The following is a 25,400-nucleotide window of genomic DNA, read 5'->3' on the forward strand; positions in this document are numbered from 1 at the left end:
GGAGTTTAAGCATTACTTTTACCACAAATTTATACTAAAAATAAATGATGAAATGGAACGGAGTGTTGAAGTGTAAAGGGCAACAAACACATCTTTGATTTATTTAACGGATTAAGGTCTCAAATGAAAAAAGAAAAAGCACAAACGGCGAAGGTCAAAACTTACCATTTTCTGCCCAATAAATATGGGCGGGAACTGCTGTTGGATATTGGTCGGGTAGAAGTGTTAAATCACTATGTGCTTGATCCCACCTTACATCAGCTCAGCTTTTACGAAATTCTATTTATAGAGCAGGGAAAAGGGATTTTTTCATTGGACGATCACAAAATGACGATTGCTCCAGGCACCATCATTTTTACCAGTCCCGGACAAGTGCGGCATTGGGATATTGAAGAACCGGTAAAGGGCTATACCTTATTCTTTGAAAAAGAATTTCTCCATCTGTTTTTTTCAGACCATTTGTTTCTATACAGGTTTCAATATTTCCATCAATATTCCCGGCCCGCAGAAATGCAAATGCCGGAAAAAGCTTTTGCGCAATGTCTGAAACTGGTGCATACCATCGAACAGGAGTTTTCCGGTCTTCAGAATGACAGTAGCCATTTAATAAGGGCTATTTTGTACCAGTTGCTTGTTGTCCTGAACCGTTATTACGCCAATACCTATCATCTGCAAAGCGACACCTCTGTACATGCGGATTTTTACAGGTTCCGGGCTTTATTGGAAAAGGAGTTTAGGGCCCATCACGATATGCTCAGTTACACAAAAATGCTGAATATCAGCCCTGGCAATCTTAGAAAGCTCTGCAAGCAATACAGCGGACTCTCTGCTCAGCAAATGATCCATCAGAAGTTGATCTCGGAGATAAAGAAAGCCTTATTTTATAATAAGTCTGCCAAAGAGATCACCTATGAGTTCGGTTTTTCTGATCCCTCCAATTTTAACCGTTTTTTTAAAAAGCTTACCGGCGCTACACCACAACAATATAAGGACCAACTTTAATTGACCATTTATAGTTCAAAATGACCATTTTAGAAGATGGGCTAACGCTAGTTTTGAAAAAAAAAACTAACATGATCAAGAACTTATTGGGCCTCCTTTTATTGCTTACGACAGCAATGGTGTCATCAGCACAACAACTATACATAAATCCCCGGATTGGCAATGATGTAAATTCAGGAACAAAGGAGCAGCCCTTAAAGACCATCGCTGAAGCGGCAAAGCGTGTAAATGTGAACGAACATCCGGGCTCAACTACCATCACACTCTCAGAGGGCATACATCTGTTAACAGAAACCGTTGTATTCACAAACAACAAGTATACCGATGAAAGTCGTCTGGTTATTTGTGCGGAAATTATGCCGGACGATCCGGGCTGGACACCTCAGAAAATGCCTGTTGTGGTAACCGCTGTCCCTCTTAAACCTGGTGTGGGTGGAGAAGAGGCGAGAGGATTGCAACCAGAAGTTGACCATGTCACAATTGAAGGCTTAAGATTTACAGGGAGTCCGGACTATGCTTATATAGATGATCAGAATCTTCGTCGTTCCTATCCGATTTGGCGGGATGGCAAAAAACTAGACGACCTTGTCATCACGCAATGTCTGTTTGCTGGTAATGTTGATGTATTACCACTGCATGTTGGGGTAATTGCCAATGGCTATGGTCTGGTGATTGACCATTGCGTCTTTTTCAATTGTAAGATTCCTGTTGTGTTCTGGCAAAGTGAAAACGGGAGAGGCAGGCGTAACGCCATGCGTTATTGTCTTGTTTATGGGGGCTATTTTAGTGGTGTCTGGACCACAAAAAGTACAGATGGAGACAATTTCGAATTTCACCATAATATTATAGCCAATAGCAGCACAGTCTGGATAAGAGAAAAAGGAAGTACAAACCGATACAAAGCTTCTGATTGCCTTTTCACAGACTATACCAATCTGGCAGGATTTGGAAGTGGTCCGTTGAGTGATAACAATGCAACTTCAACCGATTTTCTGGAAATGAAAAACATACGGACCACAGGTGCCGTTCAAATTGAAAAAGATCAGAGCAAAAAAAATTACCTCCAATTATCAGAGGGCTCAATTGGTGCAGACTTAAAAGCAGGACTCTTTAAAAGGAAGACGCTTTAAGAGGAACAGATAAACAATGTATTTGCGCTAATCACACTGTTCATGCCATTAATACCACTGTTTGCGTATTAAATTTCATCATGGTCTCTTTATCTTCTAATATTGCACCGTAGAAAGGATATTGATCCAATACCTCTACATTTATAGAAGAAAAAAGAAACATGCAGCACATTAGAAAACACTGGAAGCAGATACTCACCATATTAATGATCTACACGCTCTGGTCAGTGATTGCTTTCCTGTCTCTTGTCGTATTGCAGGGGCTGCCTACCACCCTCACACAGTTTGGGCAGGGTAGTCAGCTCTATATCAATTTCGTTCATTCGATTGTTAAAGGGACTATTGTGTATTACCTTTTAATCTATCATCTGGCTATTCCGATGATAAAGAGCCGGATCTGGAAAAAGCCAATGTTGAAATGTGTCCTGCTTTTTATACTGCTTACCGGATACGAGTATATCTACAATTTCCATATTGCACCAACCGGAATTGGAAATAGTTCTGTAAATACCTTTATCATAGCTGCAATCTGCCTAGATGTGATCATGGTACTGGTGTCCATCTTTTTGGCAACGCTGATCAACGCTGAGGAAATGCGCAAGCATAAAGATGAGCTGGAAAAGGAAAAACTCAAAGCAGAGCTTTCTGCAATCAAATATCAGATCAACCCACACTTCCTGTTCAATTCTCTGAGTTTTATTTACACAAAAACGGTGAAAACCAGTCCTGAAGCAGCACGGGCGGTAAACCTGCTTTCAGAAATCATGGCCTATGCGCTGGATGATTGGGATGAACTTGGGACAGTGCCGCTGGCATTGGAGGTGGAGCAGATGAAAAGGGTGATAGAGATGAACCAGATCCGCTTCAACCACACACTGAAGATAAAGTATGAGGAGAATATAGAAGACAGTGTGGCCCATATCCCGATCCTATCCCTGGTGACCCTGGTAGAAAACGCATTTAAACATGGCGATATGAATGATGGACAGAATCATATCAGCATAGAGTTGAAGGCCACCAGGAGCCGGATCTATTTCCGTGTCAGTAATAAAAAGAAAAAAGGCCCTAAAGAACCTTCAACAGGGATAGGCCTGAATAATGTGCAACAGCGTCTGCAGCTCATGTACGGAATCAGGCAATCTTTTACCATTAAAGAAGACGAAAACTATTATATGAATGAAATCTCCATTAACCTTTAGACCATATGATCAACTGTATAGTAATAGATGATGAAGCACATGCAATCGAACTGTTGACATTGCACATCGAACAGACGCCCTTCCTGAAACTGACAGGTACTGCAATGAACCCTGTAGTGGCATTGCAGCTGTTAAATTCGATTGAAGTAGACCTGATCTTTCTGGACATTCATATGCCTGATATGTCTGGAATCGAGTTTCTTCAGGTGATCAACAGTAAGTACAAGGTCATTTTAACCACTGCATTCAGAGAGTATGCACTGGAAGGCTTTGACCATCAGGTGGTAGATTATCTTCTAAAACCGATCTTTTTTCCACGTTTTCTAAAGTCGGTACAACGAGCTCAGGAGATGTTATCTGCTGCGAAAAAAGAAGCCGATGATTTCATTCTGGTAAAGACGGAATACAAAGGGAAATTGCTGAAGATCAAAATAGAAGATATCCTATATATTGAAGGAAAAGGGAAATATGTATGTTTCCATACCCGTGGGGGAGATGAGGTCTCAACACTGCTGAATATAGGAAGACTAAAAGAAACACTTGCCAGCGACCGTTTCTTCAGAATCCATAAATCTTTCATTATCGCAGTCCCATATATTGTGATGATTCATGGCAATATGTTGCAGTTGGAGTTTACCTCAACAAAGGTGCCTATCGGACAGACCTATCGGGATGCTTTTATGAAACAGATGACTGATAAAGTAATTACCAATAATAACGGGGATGGCTCTGCCCAATTACCACAACAGGAGCAATAACAAATAATACAATTAAAAAAATGAGAAAACTACCATTTATCAAATCAGCAGGAATTTTAATGATTGCCCTGGCATCAGCCTGCGCAACGCCATATTTTGGCAAGACCTTTACCCCGACACAAAATGTGGATATGTACCTCGATGCCGCAGACGTAAAAAAAACATATGAAGTGATGGGTACATCAGATGTAGACCAGGGATTCAGTTCGCTGAACGCTTTGCAGCAAAAAGTGATCGAGCTTGGTAAAACCAAGGGAGCAGACGGCGTAATCATGAAGTTGACCGAAGAGGTTACCGGTAGCACCAAGAACGATTTTGGGACTACAGATAAGGGTAAACAAAACAACACCTACTCCAGTAGCTCGATCACCACGAACACGAAGGTGAAAAAGGTTCAGGCAACTTTTATCAAATACAAATAGAACCCGCTTAACCAGTACCTGCCCGAAAGGGCCTCCCATGTTTTCATCCCCAATATAACTGGTTCTCCTTTTTTTATTCCAGAATACCCAGGTCGCTTAATCCTAAATGCGATCCAGGGAATGCTTTGGCCTGTTTGATCGTTGCCGGGGATGAAACATTTTGGGTGTAGAAGAAGGAATACCATGATGAAAACGAGAATTGAAATTATACTATTATTGACTTTATCGATGCATACTACTATGACAAGAACTACCCATGCGCAGACAAATGCGCTGCCAGGAAACCCCACGCTTGTATCGAGCGAAAAAGACCTGCAAAAGCTGATTGATGCAGGCGCAGGAGATTACAAATATCAGGTGGAGGATTATTTTTCCAACCCCATATCTTCCGATTTTGAGCTGTCTCCCAACGGTCGTTACCTTTCTTTCAAAGAGCGAGATGACAAAGGAAAGAGCCATGTGATGATAAAAGAGCTGAGCACCGGCAAAATCACCCCTGCAATAGAAGAAAAAGAGAATGTAATTATTGGATACGGCTGGGCCACGGACACCCGTCTTTTATACCTGATGGACAAGGCTGGTAATGAAAATTATCATCTTTATGCGGTTGATATTGATGGTGCCAATAACCGTGACCTTACCCCATATGAGGGTGTACGTGCGAGCATTCTTGAGCGCCTGCCTGAAAATCCGGAATCCATCATCCTGCTCATGAACAAGGACAATAAACTGTATTTTGAGCCATACAGAGTCAATATTATTACAGGTGAATCCACCAAATTATACGATAATGCAGATCCAAAAAATCCGATAAACGACTTTAAATTTGATAAGGACGGAAACCTTAGAGGATTTACACAGATTTTTAACGGCAAAGAAGTACAGTATTTTTACAGGCCAGTCGGAACAGTGGGTTTTAAGCTGTTGAATACCGCAAGCTGGTACAGAAAGTTTACAGTTTTAGCGTTTAATTATGCTTCTAAGAACCCGGATGATGCTTATGTGCTGACCAATGTCGATTCGGATAAGGCCCGGATTGTCTTATTTGACATGCGGAAAAACAAGGTGATTAAAGAAATTTTCTCGAATAAAGATTATGATGTTTCCGAGATCTCCCTGTCTGGAGAAAGGAACTGGGAAATTGATTATCTTACTTATGAAGGAGAAAAACGTATAATCAAACCTGTGAGCAGGCACTTTAAGACTATCTATAAAAACCTGGAAAAGCAGTTCAGAGGTTATGAGTTTCAGATTACCGGTAAAACTAATGATGAGAAACAATACTTGGTAAAAGTATCTTCCGACCGTCTGTTCGGCGGATTTTATCGCTACGATACCAGGACTGGAAAAGCAATACTGCTCCACGATCTCATGCCTCAGCTTAAAGAGGAGGACATGGCAGTCATGCGTCCCATCACCTTTACCTCAAGGGACGGTTTAACGTTACATGGTTACATCACATTGCCAAAAGAGGCCTTAAATGGAGGGAAAGTCCCAACGATTGTGAATCCGCATGGTGGACCACACAATACACGTGATTCCTGGGGTTTCAATCGTGAGGCGCAACTGTTTGCCAGCAGGGGCTATGCGACCTTGCAGATTAACTTCCGCATTTCTAACGGTTATGGTGCGGGGTTCTACAAGGCTGGTTTTAAACAGGCAGGAAGGAAAATCATGGACGATCTCGAAGATGGTGTTCAATATTCAATAGCCCAGGGTTGGGTAGATCCGGACAAAATCGGAATTTACGGAGGTAGCCATGGTGGTTATGCCACGCTAATGGGCTTAATCAAATCACCCAACCTCTACAAAGCAGGGGTCGATTATGTGGGCATTTCAAATATCGCCACCTTCTTTGATGGTTTTCCAGAATACTGGAAAATCCTTAAAGAAATGGTGGAAGATGTCTGGTATGATCTGGATGATCCAAAAGAAGCACAAATCGCTAAAGATGTTTCCCCGATATTCCATGTGGATGAGATTAAATCCCCATTATTTGTGGTACAGGGAGGGAACGATCCAAGGGTAAACATTCTGGAGTCTGATCAGATCGTTGAGGCATTGCGTAAGAGGGGAGTTGATGTGCCTTATATGGTCAAATATGACGAAGGACATGGATTCCTCAGAGAAGAAAACCAGATCGTGTTCTATAAGGCCATGGTGGGTTTTTGGGGTCTACATCTGAGATAGACTGTTCGTTTGGACGGATCCGGAAACATTACTTTCCGGATCTTGTCTTTGATGGCTAATTATTTTGAGCGGCCTTTTGCGCTCGCCAGCTCCATTGCTTTTTTCATATCTGCGATGCCATAACCAAAAGGTAATTCCGGCTTGCTGGCCCGATCTGCGGACTTACGGATGATTTCCAATAAATCATGATTTGTCAATGTGGGATTGGCTTGCCATAAGCAGGCAACTAATCCGCACATGATTGGACTCGCATAGGATGTGCCGCTTCTGCTTTCCGCAATGCCGGAGGTATTGATTACACTCGCAGAACTACCCATGGCCATTACATCTGGCTTGATTCTGCCATCGGCTGTCATGCCCCAGGATGTAAAGTAGCTCGCCTTGCCATTCTCATAGATCGAACCTAAGGTAAGAACACCCGGCGAATCAGCAGGAGTACCTACCCATTTCTGTTCGTTCCCCGCACAGTTCACAATGAAAATTCCTTTTTTGAAGGCCATATTTGCGGCCTTACTTGCCAGAGCAGTTTTACCATCCATATCATTTTCGGTATATCTTTTTGTGAGATAGGAGTAGCCGTCACTATAGGAGAGAGAAGAATTAACTAAATCTACGCCTACACTGTCTGCAAATTCTATAGCGCTGGTCCAGTAATCCTCTTCCACGGGAAACTCTGTTTCGCTATCTTCTGTCCGCAGTAGCCAATAATTTGCTTCCGGAGCAGTGCCGACGTAAGTTCCAGGTTTGTTCACAGCCATGCATGAGGTTACCCAAAGGCCATGTGTATCGATACCATATGGGTCGTCATTTTCATACACAAAAGATTTTGCTCCTTTAATGTGTACGTTACTAAAAGCTGCATTGTTTTTCAACTGTAAGAAGCCGGCGTCAATAACAGCGATATCCATTCCTGCACCTCTGAAGCCTTGCTGATGCAGCACTTCCCCCTTTACAGTACTGATATTGAGTTTTGCTGATCCATAATCAATTGATGTGCCTGGATCACTAAAACTTCCTGTCTGTGGTCTATCCACATATTTGGGTACATCTGAATTTTGTTTTCTTTTTCCCACATATACCAGGATGATCTCCTTTACGAAGGGCAAAGCTTTGTACTTGTCGATCAGAAACTGATCCTGAAGTGTGACCGTTACTGTATTCAACCACTTGCTCCGGGCAACAATGGTACCTCCGATTTCGGTTATCGTCTTAAGATATTCCTTAGATATGGGCAAGTCGCTTTCGTCAATAGGAATATTTCGTTTTCTACGCCTTTCAATAGCTTTTTTGGAAAGAAAGGCTTCAGGACTACCGATTGAAAAATCAGATTTTCCTTTATCGGTTAATACCAGTCTGAATTTATAGTCATTTCCATCTGTGACGATGATTTTGCATTTTGCCTCGCCTTTTCCATGAACGAGTTTTGCAAAAACGTAGGTAACTCCGGCTCCCTTGGGCCATACAGTTCCGTCAGTAGTTACCTGGGCAATACGCGGATTTTCTACACGCCATTCTACTAAATCTGAAGTGTTTTCTGGAAAATTCTCCAGAGTAACAGAAAGTTGCCTTCCGAAAAAGCTGTCATTTGCTAAAATTGCACTGTCCAGACTCATGCGAACAAAAGGGGTCGATGGTTTTGGTATTTCGCCTGGGATTTCAGTTTTTTTACATGCAGATAAAAAAAGGAGAGACGATAAGAAGGCTATTAAAAAATTGCGGGTGTTTAATTGCATTTTAAGATGTGTAGAGGAGCTCATTTTTATAAATGATTTGCCAGGGATAAATCTAGCACTAATACTTTAACGCACAAAATTATAAGTTAATAAGGATTATTTCGCTTTGCTGCTAAACAAAATCCATAGATGTTGGTTATTTCGGGAGATCAATTCATTTGCCTATGCTTTTTACAGATGCGGAAGATTTTAATTACACGATACTGAACGCACCGATCGGTGTATGCATATTAGATGCGGATACGCTTGTTGCCGAAATAGTGAACGACAAATTCCTTGAGGTTGCAGGTAAACCTTACGAAGTGATCTATGGTCAGTATTACTGGGATGCGTTTGCCGAAGTCCGGTCTTATTATGAGGCTGCCCTGGCTGGAGTTGTTCATACTGGTGAACCTTATTACGCGGACGAAGTTGAACTCATGTTGATTCGTCATGAAAAACCGGAAATGATCTTTGTCACTTTCGTTTATGCCCCGGTAAAGGACAAGGAGGGCAAGGTAAAAAAAGTGGCGGTATGGGTTCTCGAAAATACCAGACAGGTTGTGGAAAGACAAAAGGAGGAGGCTGCAAAAAATGCATTCAAAGGTGAACGTGACCGGCTCCACAGTTATTTTATGCAAGCTGTTGCGGGTATTTGTGTATTAGGCGGTCCTGATCTGGTTTATGAACTTGTCAATCCTGCCTACCAGAAGATCTTACCTGGCCGGGAGCTTTCGGGACGCTCCATCTTCGAAGTACTTCCGGAACTGGTAGGTTCGCCAATACAAGAAATGTTATTAAAAGTTTATCATGAAGGCGAACCCTGCGAAATGAACGAAGTGATGATTCCGGTTTCAGCATATGAGGGTGGACCAATACAAGACCGGTATTTTAGTTTTAGTTTCCAGGCCAGGCGTGATGAAAACAATGACATTGATGGTATCGTAAACATGGTGTTTGAAGTAACCGATATGATGCGGGTGCAGGAGGAACTCAGGACAGCGAGGGAACAGACAGACCGCCAAAGAAGGGTTTACGAAACGATCACTTCCGGTACGCCGGATCTGATGTATGTATGGGATCTTGAGTATCGTTTTACCTATGCGAACGCTGCGTTGCTGGCCATGTGGGGTAAGACCTGGGATACCGCTATCGGGAAAGGTCTACGGGAAAATGGTTACGAAGAATGGCACGCGGCAATGCACGAACGTGAAATCGATCATATCAAAGCGACAAAGGAATCTGTGCGCGGTGAAGTTGCCTTTCCGCATGCAGTTCTGGGAAAGAGGATTTACGACTATATTTTGATCCCTGTACTCAATGAAGCCGGGGAAGTAGAAGCGGTGGCAGGAACGACAAGAGACGTTACCGACCGTGAGCAAATGGAGCGGGCGCTAGCGCAAAGTAGTGAGGAATTACAGGCCATTAACGAGGAACTACTGGCTGCAAATGAAGAGCAGGCAGCTTTTAATGAAGAACTTACTGCGACCAATGACGAATTGGCTATGGTAAACGAGCAGTTAATGGAAGCCCGGCAAAAGATCGAAGAAGCGGAGGTGGCCCTGCGCTTAGCGATTGATGGCGCTAATTTTGGCACCTGGTTCATTCATTCTGTGACCCGGGAATTTATCACTGATGCCCGTTTGAAAGAATTATTCGGATACTATCCCGATGAAGATCTTTCCATTGAACAGGCGCTCGCGCAGATTACCGATGAATATCGTGAGTTTGTTGCGAACAAGCTTGAAAATGCGATTTACAATAACGGGGATTATGATGTAACCTATCCGGTCATAGGATTGCATGATCAGCGTCTTCGCTGGCTTCGCGCAATTGGAAATTTGAAAACAGATCCCTCGGGTGCTTTTTCCGCTTTTACAGGGGTAGTGATGGACATCACTGAGCAAAAAATGGATGAGCTGCGAAAGAACGATTTTATCGGGATGGTGAGTCACGAGCTGAAAACGCCGCTGACTTCAATGAAAGGCTACATCCAGATGCTGCAAAAAGTAAATCCACAAAACAACGGCCTTAATGCTGGTATGCTGGAAAAAGCAAGTAGCCAGGTAGGGAAAATGACGGCTATGGTCAACAGCTTCTTAAATGTCTCAAGGCTTGAATCCGGTAAGATTTATATGGAAATTCAGGAATTTGATCTGGCCGGACTGATTGAAGAAGCGGAGGAGGAATCAAAGACAACGATTTCCAGTCATGATGTGATTTTCGATCCGGTCGAAACGATGATGGTCAATGCCGACAGGGACAAAATTGGGCAGGTGATTCACAATTTAATCAGCAATGCGGTTAAATATTCGCCAGCCGGAACCAGCATCAGGGTATCCTGCTTTGAAAACAAAGGAATGGTAAATGTGAGTGTGAAAGATAAGGGGATGGGGATCAAATCTGCGGATCTCTCACAAATCTTTGACCGTTATTACCGGGTTGAAGGAAGTCAGATGTTCTCTATTTCCGGCTTTGGCATAGGCCTGTACCTTTGCAGAGAAATCATTCAGCGACATAAGGGTGAAATATCTGCGAAAAGTGATTTTGGATCCGGATCTATATTTACTTTCAGTCTTCCCTTACTCAGTAAATGATCGCTAAGTAAAACTTAAAATTTCTGGCCGGGTAGCGAGCGTCTCACTCATTTCCACCAAATACTTTTTTTTACCGGATACTTTGAACATGACCATTAAATGGTTGTTTTCTTTAGCGATTTCCAACCGCTCCATAGAAAGGCCTTTTGTTTTTAAAGTGTTCTCCAGTTCCGGAATCTGATCAAAGTCAGGATCACGGAAGGTTACGCTTAAAAGCTGTTCCTTTTGGAGTTGAGCAATCATCCGCTCCACCCGGGTTACCATTAACAGGACACCAAGGGTGATGATGGTAAGGCATAACGCTAAGGCATGATAACCGATTCCGGTGGTCATGCCAATTGCAGCAGAAGTCCAGATTACAGCGGCTGTGGTCAATCCCCGGACAGAAATTTTGTCTTTAAAAATCACGCCTGCGCCGATAAAACCGATACCCGTGATGATGTTTGCCGAAATCCGGTCGTCAGTTCCGGCTCCATGCTGGGAAACTATGGTGAAAATGGTAGAACCCAGGGAAATCAGGATGATGGTACGAAAACCGGCAGACTTATTTTTATATTCCCGCTCAAAGCCTATTGCTCCTCCACATATGATAGAAACAATCATCGCAACCATATCCTCGAGTTCTACTGTAAAATCCATAAATTAATCTGTAAGTTATTATTTGTTATTACAAACCGTTATTGGTCGGTTTTGTTTGCCTGATCGATGCTATATATTTTTTGGATATGGTTTGCCTGATGGAGGTGAAAAGACGATACAAATTTATAAATTGAATCTTATGGGAGATATGGAAAGCATAAAAAATGAAATACTGGACTATCATCAAATGGTCTTTGATTCTGAAGAGTCTGATGATGAGTTCAATAAAGCGATAAAAATTAAACTGCAGAAGTTGATCATGGATGCTGGAGATGATCAAACAGTCATTTATGAAGCCCTGCTTGTCCTCGCTGAGGCAACTGGCTGTGCAGCCGATCAGAAGATCGCAGAGGAAATCCTGGACCATTTATTCGGGAACAAATATATAAGTTCAGCGCACTTAGAGTTTTTCTACAATAATGTGTCTACGGCCAGATGGCACTGAGAAATGACAATCTCCTCAAAGACGGGTTTGTGTGGAAAGGCATAAACCCACCCAAATCACCATGTAGTAAAGTATAATATGTAATACCAGGTAAACGACTACAGACGAAATTTATTGAACTTTTTGAGATTTTCGAAAAGAGAAAAGAGTAAAGCATTGCTTTAAAAAAAGTCCATTATTTACGGGAAATTGTCCATTGTACTGAGCGTTTTTAGTCAATAAGTTTGGTATTAAAACCACCACGTATATGAAAAAGATCCTTTTACAATTAGGTCAATCGCTTTTAATTGTAGCTTTCTTTGTGTTAACAGCTACAGGACAGTCTAAAAATCAAGAGCAAATTAACCTTTCAGGCATTTGGGCTTTTCAAATCGATTCTCTTGACAAAGGAGTTACAGGCAAGTGGTACAATCAGAAGTTAACCGAGCAGGTTAAGCTTCCGGGATCAATGACTACAAATGGGAAGGGCAACGAAATTGGGGTAAATACTTCCTGGACAGGACAGATCATTGACCAATCCTGGTTTAAGAAAGATGAATATAAGAAGTACAGGCAACCTGGAAATATTAAAATTCCCTTCTGGCTGCAACCTGAGAAGTATTATAAGGGTGCCGCATGGTACCAGAAAACAATCCATATCCCTCATTCCTGGAAGAACAAATTTATACAGCTGTTTATCGAAAGAAGCCATTGGGAAACGACAGTTTGGTTGGATGATGTACAGATTGGGGTAGAGAACAGTCTGGGAACGGCACAACTATTTGATATCGGGAGTAAATTACAACCAGGAAAACACCGGTTAACAATACGGATAGACAACCGGATAAAGACGGTTAACATGGGGGATAATGCACATAGTGTGAGCGATCATACCCAGACCAACTGGAATGGAATGATAGGAGAATTGAGTCTCAGGGCCAGACCAAAGGTTTTTATCTCTGATGTGCAGCTTTATCCTGATATTATAAAGAAACAGGTACTGGTAAAGGCCCGTCTGACCAATACCACTGGCAATCCGGCAGAAGTATCCTTAGATTTATCGGCTGCCATTGAAAGACCGGGGTCAATGAAGGGGAAATCCCTCACAAAGAAACTGGTGCTTTCAGAAAAAGAAGAAACGATTGAGGCAGTTTATCCTATGGGAGAGAACCCGTTACTATGGAATGAATTTCAGCCCAACTTATATAAAATGCAGGTCAGTCTTGATCAGCAAAACCGAGAGACAGATCGTAAAAGTATCTCTTTTGGCATGCGTGAATTCAAAGCTAAAGGTACGCAGTTCACGATCAATGGCAAGCTTAGCTTTTTAAGGGGTGCACTGGATTGTGCTTCTTTTCCTAAAACCGGCTATCCTCCAACTGATGTAGCCAGCTGGACGAAGATTTTTACTACGGTAAAGGCGCATGGCTTAAACCACGTCCGGTTTCATTCCTGGTGTCCGCCGGAAGCAGCTTTTACTGCAGCAGATCGGCTGGGGTTATTTTTGCAGGTTGAATGTGCTGCATGGGCGAATGACAGCAATGGGGCATTAATTGGTGATGGTATGCCCCTGGACAAGTATATTTATGAAGAAAGCGAAAAAATGGTCAAAGCCTACGGAAATCATCCTTCATTTGTAATGATGACTTATGGAAATGAACCATCAGGAAAAGGAATGGTTAAATTTCTGGTCGACTTTGTTAATTATTGGAAGGCAAAAGATTCGCGCAGAATGTATACGACAGCTGCAGGCTGGCCACAAAACGAAGTCAGTGATTTTAACAATATGCCGGAACCGAGAATTCAGGGCTGGGGGCAGGGACTGAATAGCATCATCAACGGGCAGGCACCCAGATCGGATTACGATTTTACAAACATCATCTCAAAATGGAAACAGCCCACCGTTAGCCATGAAATTGGCCAGTGGTGTGTATACCCTGATTTTAAGGAAATTAAAAAATACGATGGGATCCTGAAAGCGAAGAACTTTGAGATTTTTAGAGACAAACTGCAGGAAAACGGGCTTGAAATGTTAGCGGATAGCTTTTTTATGGCTTCAGGAAAACTCCAGTCGCTGTGTTATAAGGCTGATATTGAAGCGGCATTGCGTACTCCTGGCTTTGCTGGTTTTCAGTTGTTGGGTTTAAGTGATTTCCCTGGTCAGGGAACAGCACTTGTGGGTGTTTTAGACGCATTCTGGGAGCCGAAGCCATATATTTCCGCTGCTGAATATGCTCAATTCTGTGCACCTGTAGTGCTTTTGGCAAAGCTGCCGAAGATGGTTTACATAAATAATGAAGAATTAATTGTTCCAATAGAAATCGCCAATTTTGGGGATGCTCCGATTAAAGATATCGCAACCTGGAGCATTGAATCTGAAGATGGAATCCGGATGTTTAACGGAAGCCTTAAAAATGACATTATTCCCAACGGGAATGCAATAAATCTGGGAACGATCAGGCAGTCGCTTGGATCCATCAAAAAAGCGCAGCGCGTGATTTTAAAAGCAACGATAGGAAGCCGTACAAATACATGGGACTTATTTATTTATCCGGAAAAATTACCGGAGATATCCGAAGGCATCATGTTAAGTCAGACCTTAAATGCGCAGGCCATAGAAACACTGAACCAGGGAGGTAAGGTGTTACTCAGCTTAAAAAAAGGATCAGTTAAGCCAGAGATGGGAGGAGATATCAAAAGTGGATTTTCCACCATATTCTGGAATACGGCGTGGACAAGCGGTCAGGCCCCAACAACTATGGGAATCCTGTGTGATCCAAAACATCCTGCATTGGCAGAGTTCCCCAGTCAGTACCATAGCAATTGGCAATGGTGGGATGCCATGACCCATTCAAGCGTAATTAAGCTGAATGCTGTTGCGAAAGACCTGAAGCCAATTGTAAGGGTGATTGACGACTGGGTAACTGCACGTCCCCTGGGCCTGGTCTTTGAATGTAATGTTGGAAAAGGAAAATTGCTGGTTTCGGCAATAGACCTGCTGACGGATCAGGATAAACGCCCCGAAGCCCGTCAACTGCGCTACAGCCTGGAGAAATACATGGGTGGAACTCAATTTAATCCCGGAAATACCGTGGATATTGAAAAGATCCGGCAATTGTATAATGAGGTGGAATAACCTGCTATTGAGTTTCTAACTCCATGAAGTATAGTTTCTCAACCAAATTCTTCCTTAAAAACGGCATCCATATCAGGATGAGACATGAGTTTTTTTTAACCAGCAAGACCATTTTTTTTAAAAATGGTTGGTCTGTAGCCTAATTTATATGTAGGATAATCAAGAGTTTTCTGTTTTATTTATAAAAATAGATTTGTAAATTCCTGATCAATAAACAGACCTTACTAAAATGCCACAGTTCAATCCACAGTTTGATGAATACATAGCAGGATCCGCAGATTTTGCAAAACCAATTCTAACACATTTACGGGAGTTAATTCATGAAATGTGCCCTGAAGTTGAAGAAACCATGAAATGGGGGTATCCACATTTCGATTATAAAGGAGATATGATGTGCATCCTTGCTGCCTATAAAAATCATTGTTCATTTAGTCTTTATAAAGCAGAGCTGATGAGTGATAAGAAGCTGATAGAAAGTGTAAAAGCCGGGAAAAAGATGGGTTACATGGATAAAATTAAATCTTTATCAGATTTGCCGGAAAAAGAAACATTAGCCGCTTATATCAAAGAAGCGATGGTTTTAAATGAAAAGGGACTGAAAAAGTCAAGGCCGGTAGCTGCAGAACCAAAAGTAATTGAGGTACCGGATTATTTTAGTGAAAAGCTGGAAGCTCATGCCCTGGCGAAAGAAATCTTTGAAAGTAAATCTCCTTCTTTTAGGAAAGAATACCTGGTCTGGATTACTGACGCAAAAACCGACGCTACCAGGCAAAAGAGAATTGAACAATCTTTAGAATGGATAGCAGAAGGAAAAGGACGGTTTTGGCAGTATCAGAAGTAGGAGCATTTATTTTTAGTATAGGGCATTTGGATTCATTCGCCTGAATTTTTCCCATAATTGATTAACAAGTTCCTGATTGGGGAAATCAGTAACATGATGATCTATATAGGTTAAGAAATCATCATTTAAAGAGGGGAGTTTAAAATTATTATTATGCTTTCTATAGGTTTCGTCTCGATCTATTTCAAATGCGCTATGGATGTTAGCAATAGTTCCTCCTCTGCTGAAGATCTTACACACAGGTTCATATGGATGAGGTAAGATGGAGTAAAGTTGTATTTCAGGTTTATCCTTAAATAATTCCCAATTTAAAAACATTGAAACAAAAAAACCGTCATAATGTCTGTGGGTAAATTTTACATAATCAAAACCCTCGCTTTTTAAATCTTCTACAACTTTCTGTTCAGTTATAAGCTCTTCAAGCCAATCGGGGGCTAAGTCAATAAACAGATTATGAAACTGTTTGTCTCTATTAAACATAGAAAGATTATCTAAGTTTAAAGCCTTCTTCCAGGTAAACAACCTGGTTTGGTACTCTCTGAATAAGAGGATGGTAGAAAAGCGAAATTTTTCAGGTTTCCGATTTTTTAAATAAAGAAGTTTATTTAATTCTTGCTGATATTTATTTAAAGTGTCCATTATCCATAACTCATTGGCGTATTTATAAAAACCTTTTTTCATCTAATATTAGCTAATTTTTGATAGCATTCTCCTTTTTGTGAAAAATAAAACCATCATATTTTTAATACCACCAAAAAAAAAAAATTATGTTGGCTAACATAAGGTGTTTTTGAACCTCGCAGGAATGCTTGAAGGATACTACCATAGTTAATAAATCGTATTATTTGTAATAGAATAATCCAGTAGAACCGCTGTATTGTTCATTGTGAAACAATAGCTCAGTCGCTAGCTTTAGTTTTTCAAAAGAAAAATTAAACAGAAGCCTGGTTCATGGTAAATCAGCCGGGCACTCAACAATAGTTATACATGCAAAAGAAGTTATTTTATCTGCTATCCGTCCTTGTATCAGGTGTGTTTGGTGTTCAGGCACAAACAGCGCAAACATCATATACCGCTAAGCCGCTTTCTCAATTACAGCAACAGTTTGTTGACCTGCGGTTCGGCATGTTTATTCATTTTGGCATTGGAACCTATACGAATGCCGACTGGCCTGATCCGGAAGCTCCGGGAGCCATCTTTAACCCCAGAAAACTGGATTGTCCACAATGGGCAAAAGCGGCAAAATCTGCAAAGATGACTTACGGTTGTTTAACCACCAAACACCATAATGGCTTTTGTTTATGGGATACAAAAACTACAGATTATGGCGTAATGAATGGCCCCTTGAAAAGAGATGTGGTGAAGGAGTATGTGGAGGCTTTCAGAGCTGAGGGCTTAAAAGTAATGTTGTATTATTCGATACTGGACATCCATCATAAGCTTCGCCCTAATGCCATTAAGCCTAAACATATCGAAATGGTGAAACAGCAAATCACGGAGTTGCTGACTAATTATGGTCCGGTAGAAGCGCTGATTATTGATGGTTGGGATGCCCCCTGGTCGCGCATCAGTTATGATGATATCCCTTTTGAAGAGGTGTACAAGCTAGTAAAAAAGCTACAGCCCAATTGCCTGATCATGGACCTGAACGGTGCTAAATACCCCGCCGATGGTCTGTATTATACGGACATAAAAACCTATGAGATGGGGGCCGGGCAGCACGTATCTAAAGAGACGAATAAGATGCCGGCCCTGGCTTGTTTGCCATTAAACAGCTCCTGGTTCTGGAAAACAGATTTCCCAACGGTGCCTGTGCGCGAGGTGAATAAACTGGTTAACGAAACATTGATCCCACTTAACAATGCCAATTGTAATTTTATACTGAATGCCGCCCCAAACCGCGACGGTTTGTTTGACGATAATGCCATAGCAGCATTGAAAGAAATAGGTAAACTATGGGAAAATAAAGGACCTGTGGCCAAAATCAATGAAACGGGAGCACCAGTGATTGCTCATAACCTGGCCAAATTTGCAGTAGCAAATTCAAGCTGGAGTGAAGATGCTGCAATCATGGATTATGGTAACGACGATAATTTTGGCTCGGCATGGCAGGCAAACCCTATGGCAAAAGAATTTTGGTATGCGGTGGATCTGAAAGCCAACCAGCAATTTAATGCAGTTGTCATTTTTGAGGCTAAGCCCAATATCAGGAAGTACAAACTTGAATACCACGATGGCAAAGGCTGGAAAACGATATTTGAAGGCGAGAACTACAAACGCCTTAAAATGCACCGGTTTAAACCACTAAAAGGAGATAAGGTGAAAATCACCATACAAAGTTCTGATTCGCCACCCTCCGTAAACGAGTTTCAGGTTTATAATGAACCAGAAATATAATAGGACAGGAATATAAAATCCAATCGCCCGCATGCTGAACTGCTGCGGGCTTTTTTGTAGCTGTTTTGAAGCTTTATCCTGCTGTTTTCCAGAATTAAATGGAGGTGATTTAAGTAATTAAATTTAAATACATTTGTGACTATACCAGATTTACGGAGTGGTATGAACAAATGGGGAAACAATCTTTAAGCAATTATCAACAACTTATTTTAAGCGCTTCCGAAGGAGATGAAAATGCATTCGCTCATATATTTTATGAGTATAGCCCTGCATTGCTGTCTTTCGCAAAAAAGCTGTCTTACAATTCCATAGAAGCCGAAGAGATCATTCAAAACGTTTTTCTCCGGGTCTGGCTTCACAGGGACAAATTAGCAGAGGTGGAAAACCTGAAAAGCTGGCTGTATAAATTTGTAGTGAATGAAGGATTGTCTTACGTAAAGAAAAGGCTGGTAAGGGAACGGGCTAACCTTCATTTTCAGCATACTACCATAACCTCCGACAATGACATCGATAAAACAGTAGACCTCAATGAACTGAAAAGGATCGTAGCGGAAGCGGTAGAATTGCTGCCCGAACAGCGCAGAAAGATCTTCAATTTAAGCAGGGGCGAAGAGCTGTCTATAGACGAAATCAGCGAACAACTTAACCTGTCTCCCAGTACGGTTAAAAATACCCTGGTTACCGCTTTAAAGTTTATCCGTAACCACCTGACCACCTACGGCTATGCTTCTTATGTTTTTATCGTGCTGTTATTGAGCTGATTACATTTTTTTTTAATTTTTGATTAGTCCTAAATCGCTGCTGAGGATTCTTGACCTTAAAAACCAGATATCTGACCTTCTTCAGCTTGTTATTCAGGCTGTTTACATCAATTAAATAACAATGGATAAGCAGAGAATAAAGTATTTATTTAATGGCTTCCTCAATAAAACACTGACTCAGAACGAACAGAATGAGTTGCTGCAGGTTATTGAAACGACTCCCGAAACGGAGTTTGAAGAAATCATCACCGGATTTATTGATTTGGATCGTACGGAGCAGGTTCCCTTTGAGGATTGGAATAGCCGGATCGCTACTGCCATTTCTTTTGACAAACCTGAACAAAGCCGGAATCGTTTAAAAAGTACAAATCGTTTAAAAGCATTTTACCGTTATGCTGTTGCGGCAGCAATTTTACTGGTGGTTGGCATCGCGACCTTTTTCTACGTCCAGACGAGGCAGGAGAAAGCGCTCTTAATTGCTGCCAGTCCTATCAAACCCGGAGAAAATAAAGCGGTTCTGGTGATGGCAGATGGTAAAGAAATTGTACTGGACAGTACCCTGAAGACGGCAACCCTGCTGGCCTTACATTCTGGGATCAAATCGGTCTCGGATGCAGGTCTGGTTTATAGCCAAAGCAATGAGAATGCAGAAAAACCAGCCTCCATGAACATGCTGAAAACCCCAAAAGGAGGACAATACCGTATTGTTTTGCCTGATGGAACAACGGTATGGCTCAACTCCGGTTCGGAACTGAAATTCCCTTCCACTTTTTCTTCCGCTTCAAGAAAGGTAGAGTTAAAGGGAGAGGCCTATTTTGAAGTTGCCAGATACCAGGGTAAAAACTGGGACTTTAATGTGAGAACAGCCACCCAGGTGGTACAGGTACTTGGTACTAAGTTTAATATTAATGCTTATGACAATGAGGCTTTTGTAAAAACCTCCTTAGCAGAAGGAAAAGTAAAAGTAATGAGCGAAGGATCGGATAAATCCTTCATCCTGAAACCGGGACAGGAATCCGCCCTGGACAAAAATTCAAATGAAATTAAGGTGTACAATGCGGAAGTGGCTGATGCCATCGCCTGGAAAGAGGGCCTCTTTGTGTTCGATAATGAGAACCTCTTTACCGCAATGAATAAAATATCCAGATGGTATGATGTAGAGATTGTTTATCAGGGCCAGGTGAAAGATAAAGCGCTTTGGGGGACTGTCTCCAGAACGGAAAAAATTGAATCATTGCTTAAAACCCTGGAATCTACAGGGGTAGCCAAATTTAAAATCGAAGGAAGGAGGGTGTTTGTGATGTTGTAACCCATAAAAGCACAAACAGTTTTTAATAAAAACCGGGAACGTTACGAGCGCTCCCGGCGATATTGAAAATGTAGCTTAGAAATACCTCGAATGTTCTTAACCAATCTTTAGTATTAACCTAAACCAAACAAAAATATGATTTTTTCTCCTTTGCCGGGGATTGCAAAATTGCATGCAATCTTCAGTTGGCGTAATTTACTGATTATGAGACTTGTATTGTTTTTAATGTTGGCAGTTTTTTTTCAATCTTATGCCACAGGATTTGCACAGAAAGTTACCATTTCGAAGAAAGAGGCTTCTCTGGAGTCTGTTTTCCGCGAAATCAGGCGACAGACACAGTACAATGTGATCTGTGATGCATCTATTATAAAAAGACAATATTCTGTTTCCTTAAACATAAAGGACGTGAGCGTGGAAACTGCGATTGCGGAATGCCTGAAAAGCTTACCCTTAACTTACCTGATAGAAGATAAGAATGTCATCATCCATGATAAGAAAAGTATGTTAACAGCTGCGGGTACTCAAAATGCGCTGATTAAAGGACTGGTCACCGATGTGAGCGGCGGCGTTTTACCTGGTGTAGCGGTGACTTCAAAATCTACAGGAAAGGCAACCAAAACCGATTCAGATGGAACTTTTGTGATCGAGATCCTTCAATCTTCGGATGAGTTGACATTTAGTTATGTTGGTTTTAAAACGCAAACGGTAAAGGTAAGCGCAGGACAGAACCTGAAAATTGTGATGGAAGAGTCATTGGAACAATTGAAAGATGTAGTGGTGGTGGGATATGGAACACAAAAAAAGAAAGATGTGCTGGGTGCAGTAAGTGTGATCACTTCAGAAGAGTTTGAAGACAGGCCATCTACCAATATGGCTTATTCCATGCAGGGAAAAGCAGCGGGTGTACAAATTGTAAGACCCTCCGGGAAACCACAGGGAGGCTTTAGCATGCGGGTGAGGGGAACGACCTCCGTGACCGCAGGGAGCGAACCGCTATATGTGATAGATGGAGTGCCTACACAACTGGTCTATGACATCAACCCAAATGATATAGAAAGCATTTCCATATTGAAAGATGCTTCTTCTGCAGCCATTTATGGTGCTTCCGGTGCAAATGGAGTGGTATTGATTACCACAAAAAGAGGAAGTGTAGGAAAGGCAAGATTGAATTTTACGGCTTATAGCGGATTAAGTAAAACAGGTAAAAAACTGAAGGTATTGGACAGGACAGGGTACTTGTCTTTAATGGATGAACTTGGGCAGGTGGCCAATTGGGATAATTTTACGGCAAATACCAACTGGCATGATGAGGTTTTCAGAACAGCTAACCTGCAGAATTACCAGTTAACAGTAGATGGTGGGACTGAGCAAACGAAGTACTACATCTCAGGAGCATATGCCAACGAACAGGGAGTGGTGAAATCAAATGCAGTTCAACGCGGAACTTTTAAAACCAACCTTGATCAAAAGATCAACGATGTGCTGACAGTAGGGACCAGTGTAAGTTATGCCCGCTGGTTTGACCGTAACATCGTAGATAATGTGGGTTCGGGCAATGCAGGAGTGATCATGAATGTGCTGACAGCCCCGCCGGTAATCGGCATCTATAATGAAGATGGAACTTTTACAGCAAACCCTTTGCGTTTGTCTTTCAATAATCCGGTCGCTTACATCGATGGTTCAGAAAACGGATACCATAACAGTCGCTTTTATGGGAACATATATGCCAATGTGAACATTGTAAAAGGCCTGAAATTCAGGACCATGTTTGGTTATGATAACTACAATAGTAAATACAATTATTTCTTAGATCCTTTTTCAACGGATTGGGGCCGGGTAAATAGAGGTATTGCTACTTTCTCCACGGAGCAAAGTGAATACTGGTTATCGGAAAATACCCTGGAGTATAAAACCATTTTTAAAGAAAAACACGCTTTTGAAGCATTGGCTGGATTTACCTCTCAGAAAAAATATGGGGAGTCCAGTTCTATGCTGTCTAAAGGATTCAGTAGTACTGCAGTGAAAACGGTAAATGGAGGATCCATTTTTGATAAGCCCAGTGCAACCAGAAGCCAGAGAAGTAACCTATCCTTACTGTCAAGAATAAGATATACCTATGATGATAAATATTTACTATCGAGTAACTTCAGAGCAGATGCATCCTCAGTATTCGGACCGGATCACCGCTGGGGATATTTCCCTTCTTTGTCCGTAGGATGGAGAATCTCAAAAGAGAATTTCCTGAAAGACGTAGATCAAATTGACGACATAAAAATACGCTATGCCTGGGGTAGTGTGGGTAACGATGCAATCGGTGCCTATGGTTGGTATGGTCTGGTCTCTACCGGAAGCAATATTGTACAGGGTGGACAAGTCCATTCGGGAACCGTTCCCTCTACGCCGGAAAATAAACTGCTGCAATGGGAAGCCACGATACAAAACAATATCGGACTTGATGTGGCCTTATTTGGCAACAGGTTAAACCTGACCATTGATGCGTACCGGAAAAAAACTTCACACCTCTTACTGGATAAACCTGTTCCACTTTCCAGTGGTTTCTCAGGTGCATTACAAAACATCGGAAATTTAGAGAATAAAGGCCTGGAGTTTTTAATCAGCTCTAAAAATACCACCAAAACTTTTAAATGGAATACCGATTTTAACATTTCATTTAACAGAAATAAAGTCGGCTATATTGGCGACCAGGATGTCCTGGACGGCTTTATTACCTTACGTCAGGAAGCCTCGCTGATTAGAGAAGGCCTGCCATTAGGTGTTTTCTATGGCTATATCGCCAATGGTGTAGATCCGCAGACAGGAATGATGATTTATCAGGATTTAAATGGTGATCAGGTGATAGATGCGGCTGATAAAGCAGTGATCGGTAACCCCAATCCAAAATTCACTTATGGCTTGACGAATACCTTCGGATACAAAAACTGGAGCCTTTCTGTATTTATCCAGGGCGTTCAGGGAAATGATGTGTTTAATGCCACGAGAGTAGAAACAGAAGCGATGAACGATTTCAGAAATCAGTCTGTTGCGGTATTGGACAGATGGACAACACCTGGACAGATCACCGACATCCCTAAGGCAATCTATGGGAACGTGACGAACTCTGACATCTCTTCCCGCTTTGTGGAGAACGGTTCTTATGCCCGGTTAAAATCGGTTACACTGGGGTATTCCTTACCAAAGAGAATGCTGGGTAAACTTGGTCTTTCCAATGCTTCAGTCTATCTGACAGGGGAAAACCTGCTTACGGTAACCAACTACTCCGGTTATGATCCGGAAGCCAGTGCCTATAGTGGCAATGGCGCTTTTGGGATAGATTTTGGTTCTTATCCTCAGTCCCGTCAGGTAATTTTTGGTTTAAACGTTTCCTTCTAAGTATATATTATGAAAACGAAATTTAGATTTATGGTCTTTTTAATGATCATAACCACCATAGTAAGCTCTTGTAAAAAGTTTTTGGATGTTGCCCCGGAATCCGATGCAACTACAGGAAATGCCTACCATACTGCAGCAGATGCAGACGCGGCATTAATAGGTGCTTATCAGACTTTATATACAGATTATTTTATCTGGGAAAACTTTGTGATGTATGATGTCCGCGCTGATAACGCCTATGCAGGTGGTGATGCCCAGGAGTTGTATCAATATGATGAGGTTTCTGTATCGCCCTTAAATTCCAGAATCCTGCTCACCTGGAAACAATTGTACAATGGCATTGCAAAAGCGAACCTGATCATAGAAAAAGTTCCCGAAATCAAAGATCCTAAACTGGATGTGGACAACAGGAGGATCAACCTCATTGCAGAAGCTAAGTTTTTACGCGCATTCTATTATTTTGAGCTGGTAAGGGCCTTTGGAGGTGTTCCGATTGTGAAAGAGTTCGGAAAAATAACGCCTGATCAGGCCAACGTTAAAAGAGCTTCGGATGTAGAGGTGTATAATTTTATTGTGGAGGACCTGGAAGCTGCCCTGGCATTACCAACAGAATATGGAAGCGCCTCACTGAGCAAGTCTAAAGCAACAAGAGGGGCAGTATATGCATTGCTGGCCAAGGTTTATGCACAACGACCAGATCGCAATTACACTAAAGTGCTGGAGTATTGTAATGAAGTAGCGAAGCTGGGCTATGGTCTGCATGACAGTTATGACCAGTTGTTTGATGGCTTGAATTACCATACCCGGGAAACGATTTTCCTGGTGCAGTTTATTGCAAACACTCCGGAAGCAAACTGGGGCCCGCAATTGCTGTTGCCACCTTCCATTTCCGGTGATGACTGGCGTAAATATGTAACTCCTTCGAAAAACTTAATTGCAGCCTATGATGCTGCCGGAGATAAACAAAGGAAGGCTGCTACTATTTTAATGGACGAGGTGGAATGGTCTGACGAATTCTGGAAACCTTGTGCAACATCGGGCGAAATACCTTTCCCTTATAAATTCAGACATGCCAATGCCTGGGCCAGTGGAGACCATGTGTACCTGTTAAGGTATGATGATATTCTGCTGCTGAAAGCGGAAGCCCTGAATGAGCTGAACAGAGGAGCGGAAGCACTGGAACCTTTAAATGCGATCAGAAAAAGAGTGGATCTGGATGACATTACCACTACCAGCCAGCAGGAACTGAGGGACATCATTTTAAATGAAAGACGATTGGAGCTTGCCCTGGAAGGATACCGTTGGGATGACCTGATCAGGACAGGAAAGCTGGTCAGTACAATGAATAATTTACAGGAGTTTAAACTAACCTGCTCAGGAACGAGTACAAAAATGATTTATAATATGAACAACAATAAATCATTAATGCCTGTTCCTCAGGGAGAAATGAACCGGAATCCAAATCTGACACAGAATCCAGGCTTCTAAACACC

Annotated in this window: 18 protein-coding genes; 15 read left to right on the plus strand and 3 right to left on the minus strand. The window is 41.9% G+C overall.

Going from position 1 to position 25,400, the window contains the following annotated elements; genetic code table 11:
- Window positions 1-123: 123 nt before the first annotated feature.
- The 6 genes from BUC20_RS01550 to BUC20_RS01575 all read left to right on the plus strand — a co-directional run bounded on the left by BUC20_RS01550 (window position 124) and on the right by BUC20_RS01575 (window position 6,701).
- Window positions 124-1,002 (plus strand): AraC family transcriptional regulator, encoded by an 879-nt coding sequence (locus BUC20_RS01550; RefSeq protein ID WP_073226535.1) that lies wholly within the window; start codon window positions 124-126, stop codon window positions 1,000-1,002.
- Window positions 1,003-1,073: 71 nt separating this feature from the next.
- Complete coding sequence (locus BUC20_RS01555; protein ID WP_143166665.1) at window positions 1,074-2,132, plus strand: hypothetical protein; 1,059 nt, start codon at window positions 1,074-1,076, stop codon at window positions 2,130-2,132.
- Between the two features lie 161 nt (window positions 2,133-2,293).
- On the plus strand, window positions 2,294-3,331 hold the full coding sequence (locus tag BUC20_RS01560) for a sensor histidine kinase (RefSeq protein ID WP_073226540.1): 1,038 nt from the start codon (window positions 2,294-2,296) through the stop codon (window positions 3,329-3,331).
- Between the two features lie 5 nt (window positions 3,332-3,336).
- Entirely contained in the window at window positions 3,337-4,089 is a 753-nt protein-coding gene (locus BUC20_RS01565) for a LytR/AlgR family response regulator transcription factor (protein WP_073226543.1), read from the plus strand.
- Between the two features lie 20 nt (window positions 4,090-4,109).
- Window positions 4,110-4,511 (plus strand): hypothetical protein, encoded by a 402-nt coding sequence (locus BUC20_RS01570; protein WP_073226545.1) that lies wholly within the window; start codon window positions 4,110-4,112, stop codon window positions 4,509-4,511.
- A 183-nt stretch (window positions 4,512-4,694) separates the two neighbouring features.
- On the plus strand, window positions 4,695-6,701 hold the full coding sequence (locus BUC20_RS01575; protein ID WP_200800870.1) for a S9 family peptidase: 2,007 nt from the start codon (window positions 4,695-4,697) through the stop codon (window positions 6,699-6,701).
- Window positions 6,702-6,760: 59 nt separating this feature from the next.
- Here the strand turns inward: BUC20_RS01575 and BUC20_RS01580 are convergent, their stop codons facing one another.
- Window positions 6,761-8,314, minus strand: coding sequence for a S8 family peptidase (locus BUC20_RS01580; protein ID WP_159441031.1), 1,554 nt, complete (start codon window positions 8,312-8,314; stop codon window positions 6,761-6,763).
- 284 nt (window positions 8,315-8,598) lie between these two features.
- Between BUC20_RS01580 and BUC20_RS33520 the strand changes: the two genes are divergently transcribed.
- Window positions 8,599-11,010, plus strand: coding sequence for a PAS domain-containing protein (locus BUC20_RS33520; protein WP_084528446.1), 2,412 nt, complete (start codon window positions 8,599-8,601; stop codon window positions 11,008-11,010).
- 3 nt (window positions 11,011-11,013) lie between these two features.
- Here the strand turns inward: BUC20_RS33520 and BUC20_RS01610 are convergent, their stop codons facing one another.
- Complete coding sequence (locus BUC20_RS01610) at window positions 11,014-11,649, minus strand: MgtC/SapB family protein (protein WP_073226551.1); 636 nt, start codon at window positions 11,647-11,649, stop codon at window positions 11,014-11,016.
- Between the two features lie 148 nt (window positions 11,650-11,797).
- On the opposite strand from BUC20_RS01610, the gene BUC20_RS01615 reads away from it, so the two are divergent.
- The 3 genes from BUC20_RS01615 (at window position 11,798) to BUC20_RS01625 (ending at window position 16,050) form a co-directional block, all read left to right on the plus strand.
- On the plus strand, window positions 11,798-12,094 hold the full coding sequence (locus BUC20_RS01615; RefSeq protein WP_143166668.1) for a hypothetical protein: 297 nt from the start codon (window positions 11,798-11,800) through the stop codon (window positions 12,092-12,094).
- A 247-nt stretch (window positions 12,095-12,341) separates the two neighbouring features.
- On the plus strand, window positions 12,342-15,209 hold the full coding sequence (locus BUC20_RS01620) for a glycoside hydrolase family 2 TIM barrel-domain containing protein (RefSeq protein ID WP_084528447.1): 2,868 nt from the start codon (window positions 12,342-12,344) through the stop codon (window positions 15,207-15,209).
- Between the two features lie 229 nt (window positions 15,210-15,438).
- Window positions 15,439-16,050: a YdeI/OmpD-associated family protein gene (locus BUC20_RS01625; RefSeq protein WP_073226557.1), complete on the plus strand. Its 612-nt coding sequence runs from the start codon at window positions 15,439-15,441 to the stop codon at window positions 16,048-16,050.
- A 12-nt stretch (window positions 16,051-16,062) separates the two neighbouring features.
- On the opposite strand, the gene BUC20_RS01630 is transcribed toward BUC20_RS01625, so the two are convergent.
- Window positions 16,063-16,731: a hypothetical protein gene (locus tag BUC20_RS01630; RefSeq protein WP_073226560.1), complete on the minus strand. Its 669-nt coding sequence runs from the start codon at window positions 16,729-16,731 to the stop codon at window positions 16,063-16,065.
- Window positions 16,732-17,037: 306 nt separating this feature from the next.
- Between BUC20_RS01630 and BUC20_RS01635 the strand changes: the two genes are divergently transcribed.
- The 5 genes from BUC20_RS01635 to BUC20_RS01655 all read left to right on the plus strand — a co-directional run bounded on the left by BUC20_RS01635 (window position 17,038) and on the right by BUC20_RS01655 (window position 25,395).
- The gene (locus BUC20_RS01635; protein WP_073226563.1) at window positions 17,038-18,447 is read left to right on the plus strand and encodes an alpha-L-fucosidase; all 1,410 of its coding nucleotides are present in this window, start codon (window positions 17,038-17,040) and stop codon (window positions 18,445-18,447) included.
- Between the two features lie 170 nt (window positions 18,448-18,617).
- Complete coding sequence (locus BUC20_RS01640) at window positions 18,618-19,208, plus strand: RNA polymerase sigma-70 factor (protein WP_073226566.1); 591 nt, start codon at window positions 18,618-18,620, stop codon at window positions 19,206-19,208.
- 121 nt (window positions 19,209-19,329) lie between these two features.
- On the plus strand, window positions 19,330-20,517 hold the full coding sequence (locus tag BUC20_RS01645; RefSeq protein ID WP_073226569.1) for a FecR family protein: 1,188 nt from the start codon (window positions 19,330-19,332) through the stop codon (window positions 20,515-20,517).
- A 204-nt stretch (window positions 20,518-20,721) separates the two neighbouring features.
- Complete coding sequence (locus BUC20_RS01650) at window positions 20,722-23,907, plus strand: TonB-dependent receptor (RefSeq protein ID WP_073229359.1); 3,186 nt, start codon at window positions 20,722-20,724, stop codon at window positions 23,905-23,907.
- Between the two features lie 9 nt (window positions 23,908-23,916).
- On the plus strand, window positions 23,917-25,395 hold the full coding sequence (locus BUC20_RS01655; RefSeq protein ID WP_073226572.1) for a RagB/SusD family nutrient uptake outer membrane protein: 1,479 nt from the start codon (window positions 23,917-23,919) through the stop codon (window positions 25,393-25,395).
- Window positions 25,396-25,400: the final 5 nt, after the last annotated feature.

The organism is Pedobacter caeni, from assembly GCF_900129215.1.
GTDB classification, from domain to species: domain Bacteria; phylum Bacteroidota; class Bacteroidia; order Sphingobacteriales; family Sphingobacteriaceae; genus Pedobacter; species Pedobacter caeni.

Excerpts from the sequence above, each read along its gene's own strand:
- BUC20_RS01555 (WP_143166665.1), top strand. The coding sequence starts at position 1,074 with ATGATCAAGAACTTATTGGGCCTCCTTTTATTGCTTACGACAGCAATG.
- BUC20_RS01550 (WP_073226535.1), top strand. The coding sequence starts at position 124 with ATGAAAAAAGAAAAAGCACAAACGGCGAAGGTCAAAACTTACCATTTT.
- BUC20_RS01645 (WP_073226569.1), top strand. The coding sequence starts at position 19,330 with ATGGATAAGCAGAGAATAAAGTATTTATTTAATGGCTTCCTCAATAAA.
- BUC20_RS01615 (WP_143166668.1), top strand. The coding sequence starts at position 11,798 with ATGGAAAGCATAAAAAATGAAATACTGGACTATCATCAAATGGTCTTT.
- BUC20_RS33520 (WP_084528446.1), top strand. The coding sequence starts at position 8,599 with ATGCTTTTTACAGATGCGGAAGATTTTAATTACACGATACTGAACGCA.
- BUC20_RS01635 (WP_073226563.1), top strand. The coding sequence starts at position 17,038 with ATGCAAAAGAAGTTATTTTATCTGCTATCCGTCCTTGTATCAGGTGTG.
- BUC20_RS01620 (WP_084528447.1), top strand. The coding sequence starts at position 12,342 with ATGAAAAAGATCCTTTTACAATTAGGTCAATCGCTTTTAATTGTAGCT.
- BUC20_RS01575 (WP_200800870.1), top strand. The coding sequence starts at position 4,695 with ATGATGAAAACGAGAATTGAAATTATACTATTATTGACTTTATCGATG.
- BUC20_RS01580 (WP_159441031.1), bottom strand. The coding sequence starts at position 8,314 with ATGAGTCTGGACAGTGCAATTTTAGCAAATGACAGCTTTTTCGGAAGG.
- BUC20_RS01610 (WP_073226551.1), bottom strand. The coding sequence starts at position 11,649 with ATGGATTTTACAGTAGAACTCGAGGATATGGTTGCGATGATTGTTTCT.
- BUC20_RS01560 (WP_073226540.1), top strand. The coding sequence starts at position 2,294 with ATGCAGCACATTAGAAAACACTGGAAGCAGATACTCACCATATTAATG.
- BUC20_RS01650 (WP_073229359.1), top strand. The coding sequence starts at position 20,722 with ATGAGACTTGTATTGTTTTTAATGTTGGCAGTTTTTTTTCAATCTTAT.
- BUC20_RS01655 (WP_073226572.1), top strand. The coding sequence starts at position 23,917 with ATGAAAACGAAATTTAGATTTATGGTCTTTTTAATGATCATAACCACC.
- BUC20_RS01630 (WP_073226560.1), bottom strand. The coding sequence starts at position 16,731 with ATGAAAAAAGGTTTTTATAAATACGCCAATGAGTTATGGATAATGGAC.
- BUC20_RS01625 (WP_073226557.1), top strand. The coding sequence starts at position 15,439 with ATGCCACAGTTCAATCCACAGTTTGATGAATACATAGCAGGATCCGCA.
- BUC20_RS01570 (WP_073226545.1), top strand. The coding sequence starts at position 4,110 with ATGAGAAAACTACCATTTATCAAATCAGCAGGAATTTTAATGATTGCC.
- BUC20_RS01640 (WP_073226566.1), top strand. The coding sequence starts at position 18,618 with ATGGGGAAACAATCTTTAAGCAATTATCAACAACTTATTTTAAGCGCT.
- BUC20_RS01565 (WP_073226543.1), top strand. The coding sequence starts at position 3,337 with ATGATCAACTGTATAGTAATAGATGATGAAGCACATGCAATCGAACTG.